At 54.3% G+C, this 23,448-nt stretch carries 27 protein-coding genes and 1 tRNA gene; 22 read left to right on the forward strand and 6 right to left on the reverse strand.

Annotated elements, in window-relative coordinates; all coding sequences use genetic code 11:
- From meaB to A6M21_RS10205, 3 genes are all read left to right on the forward strand, one after another.
- A partial coding sequence (gene meaB, locus A6M21_RS10195) for a methylmalonyl Co-A mutase-associated GTPase MeaB (protein ID WP_066668435.1) occupies positions 1-732 on the forward strand: 732 nt, incomplete at its 5' end.
- A 63-nt stretch (positions 733-795) separates the two neighbouring features.
- Entirely contained in the window at positions 796-1,482 is a 687-nt protein-coding gene (locus A6M21_RS10200; protein WP_066668436.1) for a metal-dependent hydrolase, read from the forward strand.
- Positions 1,469-1,747, forward strand: coding sequence for an HAD family hydrolase (locus A6M21_RS10205; RefSeq protein ID WP_066668438.1), 279 nt, complete (start codon positions 1,469-1,471; stop codon positions 1,745-1,747). The genes A6M21_RS10200 and A6M21_RS10205 overlap by 14 nt, the downstream gene beginning before the upstream one ends.
- Here the strand turns inward: A6M21_RS10205 and A6M21_RS10210 are convergent.
- Complete coding sequence (locus A6M21_RS10210) at positions 1,744-2,544, reverse strand: hypothetical protein (protein WP_066668440.1); 801 nt, start codon at positions 2,542-2,544, stop codon at positions 1,744-1,746. The genes A6M21_RS10205 and A6M21_RS10210 overlap by 4 nt on opposite strands.
- A 185-nt stretch (positions 2,545-2,729) precedes the next feature.
- On the opposite strand from A6M21_RS10210, the gene A6M21_RS10215 reads away from it, so the two are divergent.
- The 3 genes from A6M21_RS10215 (at position 2,730) to A6M21_RS10225 (ending at position 4,802) form a co-directional block, all read left to right on the forward strand.
- Positions 2,730-2,918 (forward strand): hypothetical protein, encoded by a 189-nt coding sequence (locus A6M21_RS10215; RefSeq protein ID WP_066668442.1) that lies wholly within the window; start codon positions 2,730-2,732, stop codon positions 2,916-2,918.
- A gap of 82 nt (positions 2,919-3,000) precedes the next feature.
- Positions 3,001-3,537 carry a hypothetical protein gene (locus A6M21_RS10220; protein WP_066668444.1) on the forward strand — a complete coding sequence of 179 codons (537 nt, stop codon included), beginning with the start codon at positions 3,001-3,003 and terminating at the stop codon, positions 3,535-3,537.
- 14 nt (positions 3,538-3,551) lie between these two features.
- Positions 3,552-4,802: a S8 family peptidase gene (locus A6M21_RS10225; RefSeq protein ID WP_066668446.1), complete on the forward strand. Its 1,251-nt coding sequence runs from the start codon at positions 3,552-3,554 to the stop codon at positions 4,800-4,802.
- A 52-nt stretch (positions 4,803-4,854) separates the two neighbouring features.
- Here A6M21_RS10225 and A6M21_RS10230 read toward each other — a convergent pair whose 3' ends face one another.
- Positions 4,855-5,085, reverse strand: a complete 231-nt coding sequence (locus A6M21_RS10230) for a hypothetical protein (protein ID WP_066668448.1) — start codon at positions 5,083-5,085, stop codon at positions 4,855-4,857.
- Between the two features lie 178 nt (positions 5,086-5,263).
- Between A6M21_RS10230 and A6M21_RS10235 the strand changes: the two genes are divergently transcribed.
- Positions 5,264-8,113 (forward strand): helicase C-terminal domain-containing protein, encoded by a 2,850-nt coding sequence (locus tag A6M21_RS10235; protein ID WP_066668452.1) that lies wholly within the window; start codon positions 5,264-5,266, stop codon positions 8,111-8,113.
- 228 nt (positions 8,114-8,341) lie between these two features.
- Here A6M21_RS10235 and A6M21_RS10240 read toward each other — a convergent pair whose 3' ends face one another.
- Positions 8,342-8,731, reverse strand: coding sequence for a TIGR04086 family membrane protein (locus A6M21_RS10240; protein ID WP_066668454.1), 390 nt, complete (start codon positions 8,729-8,731; stop codon positions 8,342-8,344).
- A gap of 82 nt (positions 8,732-8,813) precedes the next feature.
- Between A6M21_RS10240 and A6M21_RS10245 the strand changes: the two genes are divergently transcribed.
- On the forward strand, positions 8,814-9,431 hold the full coding sequence (locus A6M21_RS10245) for a TatD family nuclease-associated radical SAM protein (protein WP_066668668.1): 618 nt from the start codon (positions 8,814-8,816) through the stop codon (positions 9,429-9,431).
- Between the two features lie 136 nt (positions 9,432-9,567).
- On the opposite strand, the gene A6M21_RS18930 is transcribed toward A6M21_RS10245, so the two are convergent.
- Positions 9,568-9,783 carry a hypothetical protein gene (locus A6M21_RS18930; protein ID WP_066668456.1) on the reverse strand — a complete coding sequence of 72 codons (216 nt, stop codon included), beginning with the start codon at positions 9,781-9,783 and terminating at the stop codon, positions 9,568-9,570.
- Positions 9,784-9,924: 141 nt separating this feature from the next.
- On the opposite strand from A6M21_RS18930, the gene A6M21_RS10255 reads away from it, so the two are divergent.
- From A6M21_RS10255 to surE, 10 genes are all read left to right on the forward strand, one after another.
- Entirely contained in the window at positions 9,925-10,350 is a 426-nt protein-coding gene (locus A6M21_RS10255; protein WP_066668458.1) for a hypothetical protein, read from the forward strand.
- Between the two features lie 57 nt (positions 10,351-10,407).
- Positions 10,408-10,584 carry a heavy-metal-associated domain-containing protein gene (locus A6M21_RS10260; RefSeq protein ID WP_427854623.1) on the forward strand — a complete coding sequence of 59 codons (177 nt, stop codon included), beginning with the start codon at positions 10,408-10,410 and terminating at the stop codon, positions 10,582-10,584.
- A gap of 173 nt (positions 10,585-10,757) precedes the next feature.
- A complete protein-coding gene (locus A6M21_RS10265) occupies positions 10,758-11,909 on the forward strand; it encodes a tetratricopeptide repeat protein (RefSeq protein WP_066668462.1) in 1,152 nt (383 codons plus the stop codon).
- 127 nt (positions 11,910-12,036) lie between these two features.
- Positions 12,037-12,414, forward strand: a complete 378-nt coding sequence (gene queD / locus A6M21_RS10270; RefSeq protein WP_066668469.1) for a 6-carboxytetrahydropterin synthase QueD — start codon at positions 12,037-12,039, stop codon at positions 12,412-12,414.
- Positions 12,411-13,094 carry a 7-cyano-7-deazaguanine synthase QueC gene (gene queC / locus A6M21_RS10275; RefSeq protein ID WP_066668473.1) on the forward strand — a complete coding sequence of 228 codons (684 nt, stop codon included), beginning with the start codon at positions 12,411-12,413 and terminating at the stop codon, positions 13,092-13,094. Before queD ends, queC begins: the two co-directional genes overlap by 4 nt.
- 4 nt (positions 13,095-13,098) lie before the next feature.
- Positions 13,099-13,659 (forward strand): DUF366 family protein, encoded by a 561-nt coding sequence (locus A6M21_RS10280; RefSeq protein WP_066668474.1) that lies wholly within the window; start codon positions 13,099-13,101, stop codon positions 13,657-13,659.
- Positions 13,660-14,409 (forward strand): 7-carboxy-7-deazaguanine synthase QueE, encoded by a 750-nt coding sequence (locus tag A6M21_RS10285; protein ID WP_066668476.1) that lies wholly within the window; start codon positions 13,660-13,662, stop codon positions 14,407-14,409.
- A 22-nt stretch (positions 14,410-14,431) separates the two neighbouring features.
- On the forward strand, positions 14,432-14,992 hold the full coding sequence (gene folE, locus A6M21_RS10290) for a GTP cyclohydrolase I FolE (protein ID WP_066668478.1): 561 nt from the start codon (positions 14,432-14,434) through the stop codon (positions 14,990-14,992).
- Positions 14,993-15,005: 13 nt separating this feature from the next.
- On the forward strand, positions 15,006-15,188 hold the full coding sequence (locus A6M21_RS10295) for a YpmA family protein (protein ID WP_066668479.1): 183 nt from the start codon (positions 15,006-15,008) through the stop codon (positions 15,186-15,188).
- A 17-nt stretch (positions 15,189-15,205) separates the two neighbouring features.
- Entirely contained in the window at positions 15,206-15,979 is a 774-nt protein-coding gene (surE, locus tag A6M21_RS10300; RefSeq protein ID WP_066668480.1) for a 5'/3'-nucleotidase SurE, read from the forward strand.
- On the opposite strand, the gene spoVB is transcribed toward surE, so the two are convergent.
- Entirely contained in the window at positions 15,959-17,506 is a 1,548-nt protein-coding gene (spoVB, locus tag A6M21_RS10305) for a stage V sporulation protein B (protein WP_066668482.1), read from the reverse strand. The two genes, surE and spoVB, sit on opposite strands and share 21 nt — an antisense overlap.
- 366 nt (positions 17,507-17,872) lie before the next feature.
- Between spoVB and fusA the strand changes: the two genes are divergently transcribed.
- Both fusA and A6M21_RS10320 read left to right on the forward strand, forming a co-directional pair.
- A complete protein-coding gene (fusA, locus tag A6M21_RS10315; protein WP_066668487.1) occupies positions 17,873-19,900 on the forward strand; it encodes an elongation factor G in 2,028 nt (675 codons plus the stop codon).
- A 419-nt stretch (positions 19,901-20,319) separates the two neighbouring features.
- Positions 20,320-21,636, forward strand: coding sequence for an MFS transporter (locus A6M21_RS10320; RefSeq protein WP_066668489.1), 1,317 nt, complete (start codon positions 20,320-20,322; stop codon positions 21,634-21,636).
- Between the two features lie 90 nt (positions 21,637-21,726).
- On the opposite strand, the gene A6M21_RS10325 is transcribed toward A6M21_RS10320, so the two are convergent.
- A tRNA-Trp gene (locus A6M21_RS10325) sits at positions 21,727-21,802 on the reverse strand.
- A gap of 290 nt (positions 21,803-22,092) precedes the next feature.
- On the opposite strand from A6M21_RS10325, the gene A6M21_RS10330 reads away from it, so the two are divergent.
- Both A6M21_RS10330 and A6M21_RS18795 read left to right on the forward strand, forming a co-directional pair.
- Positions 22,093-23,121: a hypothetical protein gene (locus tag A6M21_RS10330; RefSeq protein ID WP_066668491.1), complete on the forward strand. Its 1,029-nt coding sequence runs from the start codon at positions 22,093-22,095 to the stop codon at positions 23,119-23,121.
- A 141-nt stretch (positions 23,122-23,262) separates the two neighbouring features.
- On the forward strand, positions 23,263-23,448 hold the full coding sequence (locus A6M21_RS18795) for a hypothetical protein (protein ID WP_345788096.1): 186 nt from the start codon (positions 23,263-23,265) through the stop codon (positions 23,446-23,448).

A 23,448-nucleotide genomic window follows, 5' to 3' on the forward strand; every position in this document is an offset into this window, starting at 1 on the left:
GGCATCATCGCCGTGGATCCGACCAGTCCTTTCAGTGGCGGCGCCCTGCTTGGCGACCGCATCCGGATGCAGAACCATGCAGTCGACCACGGCGTCTTCATCCGCAGCATGGGTACCCGGGGCAGCCTGGGCGGATTATCCCATACCACCGGGGAAGTAATCAAAGCCATGGACGCTTTTGGATTCGAGTGGGTGATTATTGAAACGGTAGGCGTCGGGCAGGCTGAAATCGACATTATGCACGTGGCCGATACCACCGTGGTGGTGCTTACCCCCGGGGCCGGCGATGCCATTCAGACCATCAAGGCCGGAATCATGGAAATTGCGGATATCTTTGTGGTAAACAAGTGCGATCTGCCCGGCGCGGCCAGGGTGGCCGCGGAAGTGGAAATAATGCTGGATATGCAGGCCGGACGCCTTGACTGGCGGCCGCCGGTGGTGACCACTTCCACCTTGAGTGACCGGGGAACGGCTGATTTGCTGACGGCAATTGATCAACACCGCCGCTACCTGGTGCAGGGCGGCTTGTTCACCCGGCGCCGTCAAACCAGGGCAAAAGACGAAACGCTTTCCCTGGTCAACCACCGCTGGCAGCAACTGGTCCAAAAAAAAATCACCACGCCCGGGCCGGTGAACGATCTGCTCTCCGCCGTGCTGTCCAGGGGAATGGATCCATATACAGCCGCCGCCCGGATTTTTTCCTTCCTGACCGCCGGCGGGGAGAATCACTGATCTGCAGGTGTTGATGACCCGGGATATAATAATATTACATTTCCAGCGAAAGGAGTGCATACCATGCAGGTTACCTTTCTCGGCCATGCCGCTTTTTTGCTTGCCGGAAGCAAAAGCGTGCTCATCGACCCTTTTATCACTGGAAATCCGGTGACTGTAAGCAAAGTGCAGGATTTGCACCCGGACCTGATTCTGGTCAGTCATGGCCATGACGATCATCTGGGCGATACGGTGGAAATAGCCCGGCAATCCGGCGCCACGGTGGTGTCGGTCTTCGAGTTGGCCAATTTCTGCATGCGCCACGGGGTGGGGGCGCATCCCATGCATATCGGCGGCAGCCATCAGTTCGACGGGGTGCGGATCAAGCTGACACCGGCCTGGCATGGCAGCGGCCTGGCCACCGGCGGAACGGCTGAATACCTGGGTACGCCCTGCGGTTTTATCATTACCATGGACGGACACACCGTATATCATGCCGGTGACACCGGGCTGTTCGGGGACATGAATTTAATCAGCCGCCGGCAGGCCATTGACCTGGCCCTGTTGCCCATCGGCGACAATTTCACCATGGGGCCGGATGACGCCCTGGAAGCAGTGCAATTGCTCCAGCCGCACACGGTGATTCCGATGCACTACAACACCTGGCCGCTGATTGCCCAGGATGCCTCCCGGTTCAAACAGGATGTGGAGGCAAAAACCACGGCGCGTGTGGCGATCTTGAACCCGGGGGAAAGCTATGAGCTCGTTTGAGCAAGCGCCGGGAAAAGAACAGGGCGCCCGGTTGCTGGAACTTTTGTTGCAATCGCTGGAGCAATGGCAAAAGGTTTCTTCCCGTCCTGATGCCGTCGCTTGTGCTGCTTTTTTACACGGGCAGATCTACGGCCTGGCCACCGCCTTACGCCTTTTTTTCCCCGGTCCCGGCAATCTGGGCGAACAGGCCGCTTTGGCGTTGCGGCCTTTATTGACACAGCATCATTGTGATTGCGCTCCGGCGAATAAAAAAGGTGATCTTTAAGATTGATTCCTCTCTTGGTTGCAGGTTATTAGCAGCAAGTCTTCCGCCGGACAGGGCGGGACGCGGACCGGATTCAGCCAGATGCTTTGTCCGGTGTGCATTTTTACACCGCCGGACGTACGCCGGAAATAGGTAACCGTAAATATGACAGCTCCCGGCACGGCCGGCCCGGTTTCCGTTTTCAGTTTTATGGCGTATTGTTCCAGCACCGATTGCCGGTCCATCCCCGCCTGCCAAGCGCAATCGAGGTAAAGCACATCCGCCGTTTCACCGGTCTTGCACCCGCCGGCCGTCAAGACCGCGCTCACCCCTTCCGGTCCCGCCGCATGCCGGCACAAGGCATACAGGCGACAGTCCGGCCGCCACAGCTCCAAGCGGCGGCCGTTTTCCTCCGGCTTCAATTCCACCTGCCAGCCCCGCCGCTGCAACCCCGCCGCCACCGCCAGTTGAAAAGCAGCCGGAGCAAAATCCCGGCCGTCCCTGAAACCGGTCCACCATTCCGCAAACCCCGCCTGCCGCCGGATCAAAGACAGATCCTTGCCCAGGCAGGCCAGGCGCTGCATGGTCGTGCTCATACCGGTGATCAATCCCAGTTCGCTTAAAGCACACTCCTCTTTTGCCCGGTACCAGAGATAGCCCAGCGGCGGCACCCCGGACGGCGGCAATTCTATATACCGTCCCCGCGCCGGCCCGGCGCCGTCCATTTCCTTAAGCCGGTCAGTACACTTTTTCAGCCAGTCCAGCCCGGCCAGTGATTCTATTTCCGCCAGCGCATCATCCACATCGTGCAATTCCAAACCATCAACCTCCTTTAAATAGATGCAACAAAACCGTCAAACCACTCGCCAAAAGGCGGAACACCGGTGAGAAAATTCTTCCTGTGCGCTGTAACAATGGCTTCCCGGTATACATATTTTAGATCAGAACAATGCACCCGGGTGCAGTTTGTTCAAAAAAATCAGCAACAAGGAGGTATTTTCGCATGGTTGATGTGGTTGAAAAATCGGGCGTGGAAGTCAAGGCCTTTCCCACCAGCGTGTTTGGCATGGCCCTGGGCGCCCTGTTGGCCGGAGTCGGACTGTTCCTGGCCGTAGCCGATGCTTTTCCCGCCGTGGTAAGAGTAATTGGTTTTATTCTCTTCCTGGTCGGTGTAATCATTTTCGCCCTTTAAAAGCACCATTTCAGACTGGCATGGATAGGGCCGCTGCTTTTGTGGCCCTATCTCATATCATTAATATAAGGATGTGTTCAGTATGACTGTCACTGAAAAACCCCTGCATGAAACTCTGGATACGCTGGTAACCAAACTTGAATCCATCCAGGCGGAAAAGAGCAATCAGATGGAAGACGCCGCCAAAATCACATCCAACATTGACCGGCTGGCCGAAGCGATCGCTCATCTGGAAATGACCCGGGCCAGGGAAAACAAGCTGGCCCAAAAACTTGATATACTGACCGGCCAGATCGAGAACCTGACCCGCCTGCCCTACCGGGGCGCACCGGTTGCTCAAAAGAGTCTGGAATCAACATTGCGCACATTGATCACAGGCACCCGCACCGTCGGACAGGTGATTGAAATTATTGCCAACAGCATCCAGCTGATGTTTGATTCGATAATTAAAACCTTTAACGACTACAAAGTTACCACTTCCGGCACGGTTGAACGTGGAGACAAGAGCAATTCCCTGGATTTGGCCAAGATTCTGGATCCAATCAACACGCTTTTGCGCAGCATGGCCGATAAAAAGAACGGGGGCACTCAAAGTGCCGGGGGAAATGAACAGCAGTAAAAGGAGAGGACACCATGGGCATGTCCGGCAGCACCGCTCAGGTGGAAAAAATAATTTTATTTAAAAGGCCGGTGATGAAAGGGAAAAACCTGCGGCCGGAATACGGGGAACTGCTCCTCAAACATGGAGCCACCGGCATTGAACCCCTGCCGTTAATTGACGGCGTCTTGTGTTCCCTTCCCAATACCCCGCAAATTCAGGAACTGCATGCACAGGATGATATCAAAGCTCTGGCGGACAACGCCCGGATTAAACTGCAACCGGTCAGCATAATCTCTGAAAACATCCAGTTTAAAAGTGATCATTACCAGGTAATACCCTGGGGTATTCACCGCATCGGAGCGGATCTGGTCTGGCCCAAATCCGGGGGGGAACGGGTAAAAGTAGCCGTGCTTGATACCGGGGCTGATCTGGAACATAGGGATTTAAAAGGAAATATCAAGGGCGGGGTAAATATTCTGCACCCCGGGGAGGCACCGGCGGATGATCACGGTCACGGCACCCATGTCTGCGGTATTATTGCTGCCGTGGACAATGATTTTGGCATCAAGGGTACTGCCCCGAAAGCATCCCTGTACCCGGTCAAAATATTAAACCGGCAGGGGGAGGGCAGTTTTGCCGGTATTATTCGCGGTTTGGACTGGTGTTTGCGTCATGGCATACAGCTGGTGAACATAAGTTTTGGTACGGATGAACCTAACCGGGCATTGCATGAAGCGGTGCGCCGGGCGGCAGCCGGCGGCATAATCATTGTCGCGGCTGCCGGCAACGACGGCTCTTATCAATCGGTGGACTATCCCGCCGCCTATCCGGAAGTGGTGGCCGTTGCCGCCATGGATGAACATGATCAACTGGCCTACTACAGCAGCCTGGGACCGGAAATCAAACTGGCCGCGCCCGGTAACAGAATCATGTCCACGGGAACAGGCGGTACTTTCAAACGGATGAGCGGTACTTCCATGGCTGCGCCGCACGTCACCGGCGCCCTGGCCCTCTTGATCGCCCTGGCGCCGCGGGAAAAACCGGCTGATTTGCTGGAGATGCTGATTTCCTCGGCCGAGAAACTAACCGCTCTGGATTACGGACCGAATAATGCCGGACTGGTCAGAGCGGATCAGGCGGCCAGCAAGCTGGGCGAAATGACAAGAACAGTTGACGGCAGCAGGTTGGGGGGCGAAGATCGACCGCCGTCACTGGTGTTGCGCCGTTCCTTCCCGTACCGGAGAACCATCTTCAGGCGCAACATCAAAACCAGCCAGCGATGACATTAAAACAAGGGCCGTAAACGATACGGCCCTTGTTTTATATGGCTTTCCTTTATTTCCCCGCCGGGTTGAGCAGCTGCGCCACACCGGACAGCAGTTGCTGCAGCGCCTCGCTGTCCTGAGTGTTCAGCGACTGACGCACCATGTCCGCCGCACCGCCCAGCAAGCCGAGCAGAGCGGCCGGATCAATGCTGTCCCGCAACTGTTCCAGTACCGCCGGGTCAATATTCAAAAACATGCTGCGGAAGGGTTCGGGCAACATACCGGGATCAAGTTTTTCCAACCTTTTCGCCTCCTGTTCAACCAATGTCTATATCAATTTATGAGCGTGCGGCTATTTTTGCTCCTCGCTGGCAAAAGCAGTTGCAGGAATTGCCCTTCCGGCAGCGAATGAAAAAGGATGCCGTCAAAAAACGGGAAGAATAAACAACGTCAAAGAAAATCCCCGGGAGTGAAATGTATTGCTTGAGTCTTGCGTGTTTTGTGACCTGGAAACAACCGGCTTGAACCCCGAAAAAGACGAGATAATTGAAATTGCCCTGGTCAGGCTGGTTAACGGGGAGATTAACGGAACCTGGCATTCATTGGTCCGTCCCCGGGGACATGTACCCGTTAACGTACGCCGGCTTACCGGACTGGACGATGCCCAACTGGCCGGCGCCCCGGAACTGGGGGCGGTTTTGCCGGCCGCTTTGCATTTCATCGGACATGAACCGCTGGTGGGACATAATATATCTTTTGACCGTGACTTTTTGGCTTTTGCCGCCGGCGCGCTACCCAACCCGGTTTATGATACCCTGGAATTGTCCCGGGTGCTGTTCCCTTCATTTCCCGGGCACCGCCTGGCCGAGCTCTGCCGCCGGTTGAACCTGGAGCACGCCAGCACCCACCGGGCACTGGACGACAGCCTGGCAACAGCCGCCCTTTACCGGAAGTTACTGAAAACAGCAGCCGGACAGGATGCCCGGATACTGCTTTATCTGGCCGCCCTGCTGCAAACGGCCGGTTCCCCCTGGGCGCCGTTAATGGAGCAAATAGCCTGGCAGTCGGCCGGAACAGGAATCGAAAGGACGGTGCTGTTCACCCCGGCCGCCCCGGAAACCGGGCAACCGCTTCCGGCCGGAACACCGCCCCCGGAAGACAGCGGCCCGGAACAACTGGCTGCCATGTTCGAACCCGGCGGACCGCTGTCCGGACGCATTCCCGGCTACGAATACCGGCCGGAACAGCAGTCGGTGGTGGCTGCAGTGGCCCGCGCCTTTGCCGGAAAAAAATTTTTGCTGGTGGAAGCAGGTACGGGCACGGGTAAATCCATGGCTTATATCATTCCCGCCCTGTACTGGTCTTTGCTCAGCGGCGAGCGGGTGGTGCTGGCCACCCGGACCATCAACCTGCAGGAACAGCTGTGGAACAAAGACATCCCCCTGGTGCAAGAGGCATTGCCCGCCCCCTGTCGCGCCGCACTGGTCAAGGGCCGGCAGAATTACCTCTGCCTGCGCCGCTGGCTGCACGCACTTTCCGCCGGCGGGTGGTCGCCACCCGAAGCGGCTTTCATGGCCCGGATCTTGCTCTGGGCCGCCGCCACGACAACCGGAGACCGCAGTGAAATAAACTTGAGCTATAATGAACAGGAATGGTGGCTGCAAATTTGCGCCGACAGTGAAGCCTGCCTGGGCACCGGCTGCCGCTGGTATTCCCGGGACTGTTTCGTTACCCGGGCCAGGCGGCGGGCTGAGGCAGCCAACTTAATCATAGTCAATCACTCTCTCTTGCTTTCCGACGTCCGGGCGGACAACCGGGTGTTGCCGGCTTACGGCCCCCTGGTCATTGACGAAGCACACCACCTTGAAGACGCTGCCACCGAACAACTGGGCCGGCAGCTCTCCCGGAACGGATTGCGGCGCTGGCTGAACGGTGTATACAAGCTAATCCGTCAACTGGGCGAACCGGTTCCGCCCCGTGACGCCGGCGAGTGGCTTCAATTGCTCCAGGAAGCACGCCTGTCCCTGCAGCAGACGCGGGAAACAACGGATCTTTTTTTTAACACACTGATCGAATACATCAGACAGCTTTTCCACAGTCAAAACAAAGACGCATCCCGTTGTACGCTGCGTTTAAAGCCGCCCGGGGAACTGCCGGTGCAGGCTGAGCTGGACAACCTGTCAAGCCGGCTGAAGGGGCTCCTGGACTGCCTGACCAGGCTCCAGGCCGTCCTGGAAGCCTGGCAGGCCCTTAATGAGGCCTGGGCCGGCCAGGCCGGGGATGTCACCCAGCAATTGACCGCCGGCGAGGCAATGGCCGCCGACCTTTTATTTATTCTGAATTACAGCGACCCGGAATTCGTTTACTGGGTGGAAACAACCGGGGAGGGGGAAACGGCAGGCTGCACACTGCATGCCGCACCGGTGCAGGTGGGGGAAATTCTGTACCGGGAGTTGTATCAAAACAAGGAAACGATTGTCTTTACTTCGGCTACGCTGACAGTTGACGGTTCCTTCGAGCATTTTGCGGAACGCACCGGAATCAACCTGCTGCCCGCCGGCCGGGTGCAAAGGCTGCAGGTGGATTCACCTTTTCAATACGATAAGCAGTCCCTGCTCTGTATTGTCAGAGATATCCCCGGCCAGGGTTTTGCTCCCGAAAATGAATATTACGCCGCCCTGGTGCCTGCGCTGGCCGGTCTGGTCCGGGCTACCCGCGGCCGCATGCTGGCCTTGTTTTCCTCCCACCGGGTGCTGCAGGAAACCTACCGGTTGCTCAAACCGGCCTGTGAGGAAATGGACATCTGCCTGCTCGGTCATAACATCGACGGCAGCCGCTCCCGCTTGATGGAAGAATTCACTCATACGGAACGGGCACTGCTTTTTGGTGCATCCAGTTTCTGGGAAGGGGTGGATATTCCCGGGCAGGCCTTGAGTTGCGTTGTTATAGTCAAATTACCCTTCGGCTCGCCCGGGGCGCCAGTGGTGGAAGCCCGCTTGGAACAACTGGCCCGGGCGGGAAAGGACGGTTTCCGCCATTACAGTCTGCCGCAGGCAATCATTCGTTTCAAGCAGGGTTTCGGCAGGCTGATCCGCTCGGTTAACGACCGGGGTGCCGTGGTAGTGCTGGACAGCCGCCTGGTGAGCAAAAAATACGGCCGTTTGTTTTTAAACTCCCTGCCCTTGAAAAGCCATATCCGGGGTGATCTGGACATGATCATCAAGCGGGTGTCCCAGTGGATGGAGCAACCGGTAGCCGTCGCCCCAAACCGGTCCTTGTTCGAACCGGGGGATGTGGTGCACCGCTTTCCGGCCGGGATGCGGAAATAAATAATTTAGTCACGTTTCTCCCGGAATCGCCATATTATATAAGAAGCCAACCTAATAAAGGGGTGATTGACATTGCGCGTATATTTTTTACGTTTACCTTCCTTTATCAGGTCAATATTATTAAAGGTATGGAAATAAGTTCCGGGGCGGGTGCAAAACCGCCCCCGCCTTTTTATCCGAATTAAAGGATTTTCTACAGTCGCGTAGAACGGTCTTAAAGAGGGAAATTTACCGGCTGCAGCTTACTCCCAGCACACCGCCCAGGGTACCGGCCAGCACGGCCAGCAACAATTTTTGGTACAGCGGGGTGGTACCGGCGGATACGGGAGGCAGAATATAGACGGCAATCAACCAACTGAAAAGAAAAAACAACACAGCCACCGTCAGTCCGTAAATCAATCCCCGGTTGCCTGTTCTCCGGGCTGTGGACCAGGCACCGCCCAAGACACTGAAAAAATAAACGCCGGCGGAAACCCAGGGCAGACTATGTTCCGGGAGGCTGGAAAAATAGCAGGCGGCACCGGTAAATAGACTTCCCAGCACCGAAATGGTCAGGGCCAGTAAAGCGCCACGCAGAACCTCCCCCAAACTGAAGCCGGGTCTGTTATTGGCAAGCATGGAATCACCTCCCGTTTTTTTTATATCTATACTGATGCCCAATGGTTATTATGACCTAATTTACCGTAAGAAGGATTGCAAAATGAAGGGACAAACAATTGCTTATCCAATCGGAAACAATTTATACCTGAATGTAACCAACCGGTGTTCAAACAACTGCGTTTTTTGTATCAGGAATACAGAGGAGGGAGTCGGCTTCAACCTGTGGCTGCAACAAGAGCCTTCCTTTAGCGACTTGCAGGCGGCGCTTGCCGGTGCGCAACATTACCGGGAAGTGGTTTTCTGCGGTTATGGCGAACCGCTGCAGCGCTTGGAACTGGTCAAAAAAACAGCCGCCTTTTTAAAGCAAAAAGGAGCGCGCATCCGTATCAATACCAACGGCCAGGCCAACCTGGTTTACGGCCGCGACATAACCCCGGAATTGAAAGGCCTGGCGGATGTGATCAGCATCAGCCTGAATGCCGGCAATGCCGCGCAGTACGTGGCACTATGCCGGCCGGCCATGGGTCCGGCCGCCTACGGCGGTATGCTGGATTTTACCGCCCGCTGTCGTGATATTATTCCGCAAGTTGTGCTGACGGTGGTGGAGTGGCCCGGGGTGGAGATCGAAAAATGCCGGGAGATTGCCTCCCGGTTGGGTGTCTCCTTCCGGGTGCGGCCATTCAGCGGCACCTTGAAAAAGCAGCAGGCAAAGCCCTGACAACCCGCGATCTCCAGCGGTACGGATTGCCCAATCCCGGTCGCGGCAATATAATTTTGCCGTGCTCCTCGACGGCCGGTTATTGAAGTTACGTGAACCGCGCCGGTAAAAAAACCCGGCTGTATTCACCGGCCGGCTATGGATTCAACCCCGGCCCGGGCTTTTGAGACTGCCTTTTCTCCGCTACGGGTACGCCGGATAATGTTTTCGGCGGTTGCGCGCCGGCCGGAGTATCGTCGTCGGTGAAATCGTGCTCCCAACGGCCGTCCAGGTTAATCATGGTGGCCGAACCGGTCTTTTCCCGGACAAAGGAGTCACCCTTGACAAATTTATTTTGATTGTCTTTTTTCATTTTTCCGTCCTCCCTTATTCTGTTCTGTAAATATATAATTGACACCCGCTCCGGTTAATATACTTTTCCCGGGCTATTGCGCCAAATGCGGGACATAATATAGCTGTCCTCAAATTATTGTCCCGGAAAGGAGCAATAGTGATGCAACGCTGGTTCTGGAGCGCCCTGGCCGGAACATTGCTGGCCGGGCTGATCCTGGGCGTCTGGTTGGCGCCCCTGCTCGGGCTCACTCCGTCGGCCAAGCCCATGTTACCGTCCCCAAACGAACAAACCATGATCAATTACATGACCCGTCCGGCCAACCGGAACAACGTGGCCAACATGTTCAGTACACCGGAAATGCACCGGGTGATGGTGGAGGCCATGCATTCACGGAACGTACAGCAAAATATGGCTTCAGTAATGTCCGACCCCGGCGCCCGCCAGGCGGTGGCCAATATTATGGCCGCCCCGGTCATGCGGCCGGTCATAATCGAGATCATGACCACACCGCAAATGCGCCCGGTATGGCGGGATATGCTGCACGACCCAAGGCTTAAAACATTGTTGAACCAAAACACCCTTTAATATATGAAGGGAGGTGAGAATGTGACCGGTCAGCAAACTGTGTTGCAAGTGGCGGGCATGTCCTGCAACCATTGTAAAATGGCGGTGGAAAAGGCACTTAAGGCAGTTGAAGGAGTTACCGGGGCAGTTGTGGATCTGGCCGCCAAAACTGCCACTGTTGCACATGGACCTGCCGTGACCAGAAATCAACTGGTTGAAGCGGTGGAAAAAGCCGGCTACCAGGTGGTCGGATAAAATGTCGACAAAGAAACACCCGGGAGTAGTCGTGTAGAATACTCCCGGGTGTTTCTTTGCGCCGTGTCGTAACAACGAGGGATTTGATGGAATAAAAATGAATATTTTAGCAGGAAACACTATCATTGGTAGCGAAGTAATGGCCAGTTAATAATCCAAAGGAGCGATCCGTGATGTGGAACCCGTTGCCTACGGTGAGAAAAGCGGTGACCGTTGCCTATCTTTGGCAGGCCGGGGCCCGCATCCTGGAAGTACTGGGAGCGGAAGAACAAGCCCTGCGCTGGATAGACCGGGCGGTGAAGCTGGAGCCCAGGCGGGTGAACCTGCATTTGCAGGCCACCCGGTTGTGCCTGAAGCGCGGCCGGCTGGACCGGGCCATTTTGCACTGGAAAAAGGCCGCCGGTGAACACAGCCGGACAAGCCTGCTTTATTGGCTGAACCGTGTCAACCAGCGTTCCCGTACGGGTGACCGGCTGCTGAAAAAACATCTTGCCCTGGAGGAAGAAAACCGGAGATTGCCGGCCCCAAACAAATCCAGACCGGTTATCAACGAAAACAAAAAATCTTTTTCCGGCCCCCTGGGTTTGTTGAACAAACTGCTTGTTGAACCGGAAACGCTCTCGTTAAATGACGTGGGCATCAATTTACTGGCCATGGATCGCCCGGAGGAGGCCTTGACTGTGTTTCGCCAGGTGCAGGCCACCACCGGACCGGATCCGGCCTTGTACTTGAATACCGGTTTGGCACTGAGCAAACTGAACCGGCATGAAGAAGCGCTGCTCTGCTACCAGCGCGCCCAGGCCGGCGGCTTGAACAGCGTCGAGTTGATGAACAACAAGGGATACAGCCTGCATTTTCTGGGACGTCTGGAAGAAGCGATCACTTGTTATGAAGTGGCCAAAGAGTTGTCGCCCGGTGACGCTTCCATCCTGGCCAACCTGGCCGGTTGCTACCAGCGGGCACGAATGTACCGGCAGGCTCTTTCCTGTTACGAAAACGCATTGATTTGCAACCCGGACGATCCCACCGCCATGAACAACTACGCCCTGTGCCTGGATGAAATGAACCGGCATGAGGAAGCCTTAAAACTATACAACCGCGCCCTGTCCATCGAACCGTTCAATCAAACCGTACTTCTGAATAAAGCCGCCTGCTTGAACAAACTGCACCGTTACAGCGAATCCCTGGCCATCTGTGAAGGAATGTTGAAACAGTCGCCTGATTGTCCGGAAACCTGGGGGTTGTTGGGAAACCTGCATAACGAAATGGGCCGGGCAGCCGAAGCGGTCAAATGTTACAGCCGGGCACTCGGTCTGGTTCATTAGCGGGCATAAAAAAAGGGCGGCGATTAACCGCCCTTTTTTTATGCCCGTCCGGAAGGACGTTGACATTGAGCGACGAAATAGTTAAAGTCAAAATGATTGAGTTATACTAGCTGCGGAGGAAAAAAGCATGTACCAACTGTCCGTCACCAAACGGTTTGCCGCCGCCCACCGGTTGTCCAATTACCAGGGCCAGTGCGCCAATTTGCACGGTCACACCTGGCAACTGGAAGTCACTGTAAAAGGCGAAAAATTGGATGCAAATGGAATGCTGCTGGACTTTAAGGCATTAAAAGAAATGGTGGGCCGGGTAATCAAGGAACTGGACCACCAATACCTGAATGAATTGCCCTCTTTTAACCGGATCAATCCAACGGCGGAAAACCTGGCCCGGTACATCTCCGGCCGGTTGCGCGTGCTGCTGGCACCGGAACTGCAGTTGGCCCTGGTGCGGGTGTGGGAGTCACCCGATGCCTGGGCCGGCTACACGGAGGATGAACAGGCATGAAAAGCGTGGTCTTGCTTTCCGGCGGACTGGATTCCACGGTTTCCCTGGCCCAGGCCTTACGGGAAAGCAGTGTCGAACTCTGCCTAACCGTAGATTACGGGCAGCGGGCGGCCATACGGGAAGCGGGTGCCGCCCGGGCACTGGCCGCGTATTACCATCTGCACCATCAGACCGTGGCCGTTCCTTTTTTACAGTCGCTCACCTGCACCGCCCTGGTCAACCGGGAATTTTCCGTTCCCCGGCCGGATGAAGAAGACCTGGACGATCCGCAAAAGGCCGGAGAAACGGCCGCCCTGGTCTGGGTACCAAACCGCAACGGCTTGCTGATCAACATAGCGGCCTGTTTTGCCGAGTCGCTTGGCTGCACCCGGGTGGTCACCGGATTCAACCGGGAAGAAGCAGTCACCTTTCCCGATAACAGTCCGGCCTACGTAGAAGCAGCCAACCGCGCCCTGTCTTATTCCACCGCAAACGGTGTCCAGGTGGTCAGCTATACCCAACGGCTGAATAAAGTGGAAATCGTCCGTCTCGGTCAACGACTGGGCGTGCCGTGGCACCTGATTTGGAGCTGTTACCTCGGTAAAGAACTGATGTGCGGCCAGTGTGAAAGCTGCCGCCGCCTGCAGCGGGCTTTAAAGGCCGTCGGAATACCTTTTCCCGGCGGCCGGGAGGAGATATGACAGGATGCATACCTTTTTTATTGAAAAAACAATGCTTTATGATGGCACGCAGCTTTCTTCCCTGTGGGCCTACCGGACCCTCGGGCTGCCCGGGGACAGCATTGTGGCCTTCCGGGGCCCCTGCCGCCTGGACTTTGCTCATATGGTGGACATGGAGGACGTGCTCCAACAGTCTCCCATTTACGGTTCAGATATGTTACACTTTATCATAGAACATTTCGATGCCGGTCTGGGGCGGACTATTTTGCGTCAGCGACTGCTGGTGGCTATAATCAATGAAATAGTATCCTCACGGGGAAGTTCCCTGAAACGGGACGGCGATGACCTCTATCTGGCGGGGCGCAAGCTTTCCATTTCCATCGCCACTGTCACACCGGTATCCACCATGATTCATACCGCTTTGAACGTAACCGCCGAAAACACGCCGGTGCCCGCTGCCAGTCTGGTTGAAATGGGTTGGAGCGGCAATGAAATTCCCGCCCTGGCTGAAAAAATTTTTACCGCCTATGCTGCTGAGCTGGAAAGCGTCAAAAGAGCACGCTGCAAGGTAAGAGGAGTGAATTAGATGCCTGCCGACAGCACCATGGTCACGGAAATTTTTTCTTCCATCCAGGGGGAAGGTATTTTTACCGGCTGCCGGCAGATTTTTATCCGTTTTTGGGGTTGCAACCTGAACTGCCGCTATTGCGACACCCGGACCGGAAAAGCGCCGGTTCACTGCCGCATTGAGACGGAACCGGGAACTGGCAATTTTTGTTTGCTGCCCAATCCGTTAACGGCCGCTGAAGTGGCCCTCCGGGCGGGGGAATTGAACCCCTCCGGGCATCAGACAATTAGTTTGACGGGGGGGGAACCCTTGTTGCATACGTCCTTCCTCAGCCGTTTAATACCGTTACTCCCGCCGGCCCGCCAGGGCATCTATCTGGAGACCAACGGTACATTGCCGGAAGAACTGGCCCGGATCATTGACGGCATTGATATTATCGCCATGGATATAAAACTGCCCGGCACCGCCGGCATAACCCCCTGCTGGCGAGAACACGAGGCGTTCCTGGCGCTGGCCCTGGCCAAAAAGAAAAAAGTAATGGTCAAAATTATTATCGCCGACTACAGTGCCGACCGGGAGATTGAACAGGCCGTGGAACTTCTTTCCCGGTACAAAGACATTCCGGTTGTCCTGCAGCCCGTTTCATCCTCCCGCGGGATACCGCAACTGGCCCCCGGACGGGCCTTGGCCATTCAGGCGCGTGCGCTGGAAAAGCTGATCGATGTACGGGTAATTCCCCAGACACATAAATATCTGCACCTTTTGTAGTTGCTGGGAGGGAGTGGAGAAAATGATTGACACAGCTAAAATTGAAAATGCGGTTCGTATGATTCTGGAAGCAATCGGTGAAGATCCGGAACGGGAAGGATTGCTGGAAACACCGGCCCGGGTGGCCCGGATGTACGGGGAAATATTCTGCGGTTTGTGGCAGGATCCGGAGGTGCACTTGCAAAAAGTATTCTCGGAAGAACATGAAGAAATGATTATTGTCAAGGACATTCCGATGTATTCGATGTGTGAACATCACTTGCTCCCTTTCTTCGGCAAAGCGCACGTGGCCTACATTCCACGCAAGGGCAATGTAACCGGTCTTTCCAAGCTGGCCCGGGTTGTCGAGGGTTATGCCAAACGTCCCCAGTTGCAAGAACGGCTGACCAAACAGATTGCCGACAGCATCATGCACCGCCTGAACCCGCAGGGGGTGCTGGTGGTGGTGGAAGCGGAGCATATGTGCATGACCCTGCGCGGTGTGCGTAAGCCGGGCTCCAAGACGATCACCTCGGCAGTAAGAGGTTCCTTCCAGCGCAACGAAGCCACCCGGGCGGAAGCCATGTCGCTCATTAAAGGTTGATGGAGGAGGACGTATGAGTGAGGGGAAAAAGGAAGGCAAACTGGAGCTGATTGCTTACAAGTCATTTCAGCCCTACGATGAGATGTACAAAATTGTTGACTTCTTAAACAAAAGTTTGAAGGATAAAAAATTGATGTTCGGGTTGAGTAAAGACTTTCAAAAAGGAACCATGGTTATTTCAATTTATGAGGTTTGACCGGATGGAGGGCTCAAATGCGCATCCTGATCAGTAATGACGACGGCATTCATGCCGACGGGTTGAAAGCCCTGCTGGAAAGCCTGCAGGACCTGGGTGAATTGTTTGTAGTTGCACCCGACAGGGAACGCAGCGCCACTGGACACGGTATTACCGTGGACCGCCCCCTGCGCATCACACCGGTCCGCCTGCCGGTGAATGTTTCCCGCGCCTGGGCGGTGGACGGCACCCCGGCCGACTGTGTAAAACTGGCCGTGGAGGACCTGTTGCCCGAACCGCCTCATCTGGTGGTGGCCGGAATCAACCAGGGTCCAAACCTGGGCACCGACGTGCTTTATTCCGGTACAGTATCAGCTGCTATAGAAGGCGTGATTAACGGGTTTCCGGCTCTGGCCGTTTCTCTGGCCGCCTATGAAAAAATGGATTTTGGGCCCGCCGGTCAGTTTATCCGGGAAATCATCCCGGCAATATTCAAAAACAACCTTCCCCCGGATACGCTTTTAAACATCAATGTGCCGGCTGGCGGGACCAGGGGGAGACGGATCACCTGCCTGGGTAATAGACGTTATATAAACATTTTTCACAAGCGTACCGATCCCCGTGGAAGAGTTTATTACTGGATGGCCGGCGAACCGATGGACATGGAAGACAAAAAGCCCGGCAATACCGATGTGGAAGCCGTGCGCAACCAGTATATATCAATTACGCCAATCCAACTCGATCTTACCAATTACCGGGCCATGCACGGAGTGGAGAACTGGCTGTCCGACCTAACGCAGGCGGAGAAATGAATGCAGGCGGCTTAAATCATATCTGTGCACACCGCCCAAAAGGAGCAAAATAAACAAATAGGTGAACCCGCCAAGCAGCAGGAAAAAACCGATGTGAAAAATTGAATCCGGCTTGAACATATATTCACGCCATAACTGCATTACCGCCAGCATACCGGCGGTGGCCGCCAGCGGTTTGCCCAGACAGTACCCGGGATCAACGCGCAGCCGGATGCTTCTCCTTAAATCAAGATAATTCAAAAGGGCCATAATCATATAGCCAAGACTGATGGCCGCCGCCGTTCCCCGGACGGTCAGGGAGGGAACCGCTGTCAGATAATAAATACCGATAATCTTAAAGAGGGAGGCAACAAGCAGGTTTTTCAACGGCCGGTCGGCCAGTCCCAAACCCTGTAAAACACCGGTCACGGTTTGCTGCAAATACAAGAAAGGACCGCCGAGAGCAAGTATGGCCAACGCCTGCCCGGCCTCGCCGTAACCAAAAAGCACAGCACACAATTCACGGGGCATAAACCAGAAAACGGCGGCGGTGGGCAATCCGGCCAGCATCGTTAAACGCAGTGCCTCTTCGGTCCGCCCGCGCACCAGCGCCAGATCGTTTTGAGCCAGGGCGTCACTGATCGCCGGCACCAGCGCGGTGGCCAGGGATATGGTGACAATACCCGGAGTAAACAATAATGTTTCGGCAATACCCACCAGTTGTCCGTAAGTGGCCGTGGTCTCGAGCAAACCCAGACCGGCCGCCTGCAGTCGCCGGGGAATCAGGATGGCATCCACGGAAAGCAGCGCAGTGGACACAAAGCGGGTCAGGGTAACCGGGACGGCCAATTGAAAAATGCGCCGGGCATCCACGTACAGGGGCGCCGGCAGATTGAGGCGCAACCCGGTCAAAGGGGGCCTTTTTTGCACATAAATGAACAGCATGAGCAAAAAACCGGCCAGTTCACCACAGACCACTCCTAAAGAAATGCCCATGGCCGCGTACTCCACCCCCCGGGGCAACAACAAATAGGCAATGACCAACCCGGCTGTCACACGGATTATTTGTTCCACCACCTGAGTCGTAGCCGTGGGAGTCATCTGCTGCAGTCCCTGGAAAAAACCGCGGAAGGCCGAGCAGAGCGATACAATGATTATGGCCGGAATCAAAGCAAGCAAGCTGTAATAAACCTTGGGGTGGGGAAAAGCAAGCTGTTTTATCCATGGCAGGGCGAAAAGAAGCAGCCCGGTGAGAAAAACACTGCTCCCGGTAATGCACCAGAAAGCGATGGTGAATATGCGGTAGGCCCCGTATAAATTTTTCCGGGCCACCTCTTCAGCCACCAGTTTGGCAATGGCCACCGGAATGCCCGCTCCGGCCAACACCAGCACCAGCACATAAATAGGATAAACCATATTAAAAAGCCCGACACCTTCCGGCCGGATAATGCGGATCATGGCAATCTGATAAATAAAACCGATCACCCGGTTGAACAGGCTGGCCACCAGGAGAATGAATGCGCCGTAAACAAAGGACTGCCTGGTCATGAAGAGCCACCTCAAGCTATATCTATGTCCAACCGGCTTTTGCTATGTGGCCAACCTTGTCGCCGCAGCCTGGATTATATACCGTCAATATTTTCACTTAAAGACAAGGAATTTGGGGCCGGCGTATAGAATATCAGGTGATCAGGCTCCTTAACGGCGGCCTGACGCACACCGGGCCTTGACTGGCATGCGGGTACGCTGGATAAACGTTAAACCGCTGAATTATCACCGTGCCGCCGGGACGCCGGCAACCAGCGGCGGAAGCATGATCGTGCCCGTGGCGGGGCGTTTTTATATTGGTAATCTTTTGCCGGGTATAGAAAAAACTTTTAGAGAAAACATTATTTACAAAAGGAGGTACGGGATTTGAAAAATTACCCCAGTTCATTTATCCGTAATCTTGGTGTGGTGGCGCACGGCGGCGCCGGCAAAACTTCCCTGGTCGAAGCCATGCTGTTTAACACGGGAGTGATCAACCGTCTCGGCCGAGTGGAAGACGGCACAACCACAGCCGACTACCATCCGGAAGAAATCAACCGTCATCTAACCATTCACACCAGTCTGGTGCCCTGTGAATGGCAACAGCATAAACTGAATATGCTGGATACGCCCGGTTACTCCGATTTCATCGGCGAAGTGCGCGGTGCGCTTCGCGTGGTGGACAGCGCCTTGTTTGTGGTTTCCGCCGTGGACGGGGTGGAGGTGCAGACCGAAATTATCTGGGATTTGGCTGATCAGGCCGGCCTGCCCCGGATCGTTTTTATCAATAAGATGGACCGGGAAAATGCCAACTATTTCAAGGTGCTTGATGAGCTGAAAGAAAAATTCAATGCGGATTTTGCACCCGTTCAGCTTCCAATCGGACAGGCCAATGATTTTTCCGGCATTGTGGACATGCTTGAACAAAAGGCCTACCAATACGATGCCGGCGGTAAAGCCACGGAAATTCCCGTTCCCGGTCAACTGGCCGAAAGCATTGCCGAACACCGGGAAAAACTGGTTGAAGCGGCCGTGGAGGCCGATGACGAGCTGATGATGAAATACCTGGAAGGCGAAGCGCTTTCCATTGAGGAATTGAAAACGGGACTGGCCAAGGGCGTAGCCTCGGCCAAAGTAATACCCGTGCTTTGCGGTTCGGCCACCCGTAATATGGCCATAACCAACCTGCTGGACTTTCTGATTCATTATGCCCCGGCCCCGCGGGTGGAGGAGGGTAAACCTTTCTCCGGCCTGGTGTTTAAGACCCTCGCCGACCCTTATGTGGGTAAAATGAATTTTATCCGTGTATATACCGGCACATTGAAAAGCGATTCCACAGTGTTAAACAGCAATAAAGAAAAGACGGAAAAGATCGGCCAGATTCTTTATGTCAGGGGCAAGGCCACTGCGCCGGTCCAGGAAGTTCCGGCCGGAGACATGGCCGTACTGGTCAAGCTGCAGGAAACAGGCACCGGGGACACGCTGTGCGATAAAGAGCAACCGGTAAAGCTGGCCGGCATTGATTTCCCGCAACCCACCCTGACCGTGGCCATTCAGCCCAAAAGCAAGGGCGACGAGGATAAGCTGGGCAACTCCCTGGCCAGGTTGCTGGAAGAGGATCCCACCGTACGGGTGGAAAAGAATGTCGAAACCAAGCAGACCCTGCTTACCGGTATGGGCGAAATGCACCTGGACATCCTGCTCGAAAAACTGAAACGGAGGTTCGGTGTGGATGTAACCATGTCCTCCGCCCGGGTGCCTTACCGGGAAACCATCCGCAGTGAAGTGAAGGTGGAAGGCAAGCACAAAAAGCAAACCGGCGGACACGGGCAATATGGTCACGTCTGGTTGCGCCTGGAACCACTGCCCGACAAGCCGTTTGAATTTACGGAGGAAATATTCGGCGGTTCAGTGCCGAAACAATATATCCCGGCAGTGGAAAAGGGCGTCCGGGAAGCAATGACCGAAGGCGTGCTGGCCGGATATCCGGTTACCGGGGTGAAGGTGGTTCTGTACGACGGTTCCTACCACCCGGTGGATTCATCCGAACTGGCCTTTAAAATAGCCACCTCCCTGGCCTTCAAGAAGGGCTGTCAACAAGCCAAACCGGTACTGCTCGAACCAATCATGGAAGTTGAGGTCACAGTGCCGGAAAGCTACATGGGCGATATCATCAGCGACTTCAACAGCGCCAAACGGGGACGGATCCTGGGCATGGAACCGGACGGCAAAAACACCCGGGTCAAGGCGATCGTACCCCTGGCGGAAATGTACCGTTACGCCATTGATCTGAAGTCCATGACCCAGGGCCGGGGTTCTTTTCACATGGTATTTTCTGGTTATGAGGAAGTACCCGCCCGTCTGGCGGAAGAAATCATCAAAAACGCCAAAACAGAAACTGAACCGGATAAATAATAATAGAAATGCATTTTAAAAAAAGCAGGCTTCTAAGCCTGCTTTTTTATTATCTATATTGTCATAAAATAGTTGCACAGGTTTATGCTGAGCATCTCCTTGAGAAGAGAATTTCTCACCATGGGCAAGGTTTGCCCAGATTATTCATATTTCAAAAACCAAAAAATATTTATCAAAACCTTTCACCCAGGCAGGAAAACTTAAAATTATGTCAAAGTATACAGTATACTTTCTTTTCAGAACATTTGATGTTGCCCAACCAGTCGGAATTTGGCCTATTTCAACAATTTACTATAATATGCTATGCATTCCTAGGACAGCAATGCAGGCACGGGGAGGTGTATTAGAAAGGGAAAGGCTGGAAAACGAAAATCATTTAATTACTATGTAGGATACTATGCAGGAAGGAGAATGAAATCATGAAGCCTTCAAATTATCGCTGGATTATCATTGGAATGGTTTTTCTGATTACAGTCATTAACTATGTTGACCGTTCGGCGATAGCTTTTGCCATGCCGATTCTGAGCAAACTGTTTCATTTAAATGAAGAGCACATTGGTTTGACACTAGGTGCCTTTAATATCGGTTATGCGGCATTATGCTTTTTTGGTGGATTAATGGTAGATAAGTGGGGATCACGTAAGGTTTGGCTAATTGCCGCACTGATCTGGTCCGTAAGCATTTTCTCCACGGCCTTTGCAGCTGGTTTCGCTTTCCTGTTCACCGTCCGTTTGTTCCTCGGACTGGCGGAAGGGCCGAACTTTCCGGCCTTAAACCGCGTGGTCGGCGACTGGCTGCCCAGTAAGGAAAGAGCGGTCGCGCTGGCCAACGCCCTCGTATCCGTGCCGCTGGCGCTGATGCTCGGCGGCCCGATTGTATCTCAACTGGCCATCCACTTTTCCTGGCGGGGAATGTTCATGATCCTGGGCGGTCTGGGCATTATCTGGGCACCCTTGTGGTTCTTCTTGTTCCGTGATTTTCCGGAACACTCCGTGCACGTAAACGATGCCGAACTGTCCCATATCAGGGAGCAAAAAAAAGTTTCCCGGGATATCTCCGAACAGGCCATCAGAAAGCATCAGCATGCCAGCTCGCCGGGTATGTGGAGGTTTCTGCTGACCAACCCCACATTGCTTTCCAATGACTGGGCGTTCTTCGTTTTCGGCTACAACCTGTTTTTCTTCCTGGGCTGGCTGCCTACCTTCTTAAGTAAATCCTACGGCATGGATTTGCAGCATGTGGGCATGTTCACCATCCTGCCCTGGGCGTTGGCTTCAATCCTGCTTTATTTTGTTGGCCACCTGTCCGACCGGATCTTAAAATCAACTGGTAACCTGCGCCTGTCCCGTTCCTATCCAATCTGGATTTCGCAGTTGCTGGGCGCCCTGAGCTTGCTTCCTGTGATCATGTACCACTCACTGAGCCTGTCGTTGATCTCCATTTCCCTGGCGGTGGGATTCAACATGGCCTCCAATTCCACTTTCTACGCTGTCAATGTGGACATGATCAAAGAAAAATCAGGTACCGCCCTCGGAATTATGGATTTCTTCTTTGCTGTGGCCGGTCTGATTGCCTCCACACTGACGGGTTTTATTGTCCAGCTCAGCGGTTCCTTCCACGGCGCCTTCGTGCTGGTGATCATTCTGAACCTGACCTCGGTGTTCAGCGTCCTCTTATTCCACCGTCCCGACAACAGCACTCTGGAAAAAACAACCCGTACCAGCCACGCATTTTAGTCTGATGCCAAAATGGATCCATTACGCCATTTTCACCGGTTTCGCTAAAAAACGAAGGAGCCTCAAACCCTTGAGGCTCCTAACTTTCTTTGGCAGGGGAGACAGGACTTGAACCCGCAGCCTACGGTTTTGGAGACCGCCGCTCTACCAATTGAGCTACTCCCCTGTATGCCGTTTCCGGCAACAATTATTATATCTTATGGAATTGCTTCCGTCAAGACAATTCCAGATCTGAATTCAAGGCGTTTGAATAATGCCGCATATTCGGGCGGTCCGGGATTAAACCTTTTCCAGCACATTTGGGATACACAAATCGACCGGTCAACCGGGCGGGGATGACAGGGCATGTAAAAACTGCTAAGATATTATGAGGAAATAATAAAAAAGGAGGGGAATCCTGCCGCCGGGGCTGTTGTTCCCCAGCAAAGGCAATGGTTGCCGGCAGCCAGGCCGCAAATGCCATTAGAATTCCGTAAAATTATCAATCAAACCCGCTTTCACCACCCGCTCAAGGATTTTGCCCTGACCACCGTACCCAACGAAATCCGTTTTGATCCCTTAACCGGACAAGCGGTACGTATCATGTCCTTCCGGAGCATGAAACTGGAGCGTCATGACTGGACACCTTTTGTGGAGGAATCGCGGCGGAAGTTCTGTCCGTTTTGTCCACCGAAGATGGAGAAGGTCACCCCGCGGTTCCCGGAAGACATTGTTCCCGGTGGACGCCTGCAGGTGGGCCGGGCGGTGGTGGTGCCCAACCTGACACCCTATGAATTGTATTCGGCTGTAACAATCATGTCACCCGAACATTACCTGTCCATGCCCGCACTGACGGCTGAAATCATTAGCGATAGCGTGTGTGCCGCCCTTGATTTTCTAAAACTGGCTGAAGCGGCGGATCCCGGCGGGGCCAGGTATGGCTCCATAAACTGGAACTATATGCCCTATTCCGGCGGATCGTTGATCCACCCCCATTTGCAGATTCTGTCCGGACCGGCGCCATGCCGTTACGATGCCGGGCTGATCCGGTGCGGCAGGGAATATCTGCTTCAGAATGGACGCAATTACTGGTCCGATTTAATCAATACGGAAATAAAAAATAATGAACGTTATCTGGGCCAAACCGGCAACACCCACTGGCTGGTCACATTTGCCCCACGCGCATTATGTGACGTTACCGCCGTTATGCCGGAAAAAACGACCATCAACGACCTCACCCGACGCGATATAGACGATCTAGCAGCCGGGCTGCGTAAAGTGATCGAATTTTATGACGAAATCAATATCGCCAGTTTTAATGCCGCTCTTTATCTGGCCCGGCGGGAAGATGAGGGTTTTTGGGTCACCGCCCGCATTGTCGGCCGGTACACCATCTTCCCCCTGGTGGGCAGCGATTACAGTCATTTGCAGGTGATGCATGATGAACCGTGGACACTGCATATACCGGAGGAACTCACCCGTCAGCTTAAGCCCCGGTTCAATTGAATGCAAGACCCCCCGGGTTGCCCGCTTTATGCGGGCAACCTTTTTGCTGTCTTGATTTAATGCACACTCCGCCAGGCAGGAATTCAAAATCCGCCGGCGAATTAAAAAAGGAGGAGTGGTGTGTCCATTTAATATTCGGAGGTGGAGCCCTTGACACGCTGTATAATGTGCGGGCGGGAAATTGAACCGGAGGAGTTCAAGCCGGATCCATATGATGAAGATGACGATGAAATGCCGCGTAAGAAAGCGGTGTTAATCTGCCAATTATGTGAAGCTAAACTTCGCCACGAGGCGGACGACACCCGGAAAAACCCCAAACCCATGTAA

Source organism: Desulfotomaculum copahuensis, from assembly GCF_001655685.1.
Classification (GTDB): domain Bacteria; phylum Bacillota; class Desulfotomaculia; order Desulfotomaculales; family Desulfovirgulaceae; genus Desulfotomaculum_G; species Desulfotomaculum_G copahuensis.